Origin of the sequence: Sphingobacterium bovisgrunnientis (genome assembly GCF_009829085.1) — a bacterium.
In the GTDB taxonomy this organism is placed as follows: Bacteria; Bacteroidota; Bacteroidia; order Sphingobacteriales; family Sphingobacteriaceae; genus Sphingobacterium; species Sphingobacterium bovisgrunnientis.
Genome location: NZ_WUQY01000175.1, coordinates 1 through 392, shown reverse-complemented (window position 1 = coordinate 392; position 392 = coordinate 1). Strand labels below are relative to the sequence as shown.

The following is a 392-nucleotide window of genomic DNA, read 5'->3' as shown; positions in this document are numbered from 1 at the left end:
CTCTTACGCCTTTAACTTAAGATTTTACGACAAATTTAAGAACCGAATAATTTCTGAAGTAACAAAAGTAAATTCCAATAGTATAGTTCTTACAAAATTATCTCAGAAGCCAGAATTGACCATGGTCTCGAAGCTATCTTTGAACAAAATTAATACCATGGCTCGGCTCGTTTATGTAAACCTAAATGAAACACAATAATCAATTAAAAATTTAAGAAAAATGATGATTAATTCAAGAGAACAAAAAATTGAAAAGCAGAATTCATAGAAACAAAAAACAAATGGTTACATGAAGTACAATAAACATATACTTACATAGAGATTAGAGAAGAATGGAAAGAATTGAACACTGAAAATTACTCCTTTAAATCCAAGCAGTTGCTTCGAAGTTT

Annotated in this window: 1 protein-coding gene; it reads left to right on the top strand. The window is 28.8% G+C overall.

Features of this window, described 5'->3' with window-relative positions; all coding sequences use genetic code 11:
* A partial coding sequence (locus tag GOQ16_RS18560; protein WP_204987525.1) for a hypothetical protein occupies positions 1–199 on the top strand: 199 nt, incomplete at its 5' end.
* Positions 200–392 lie beyond the last annotated feature (193 nt).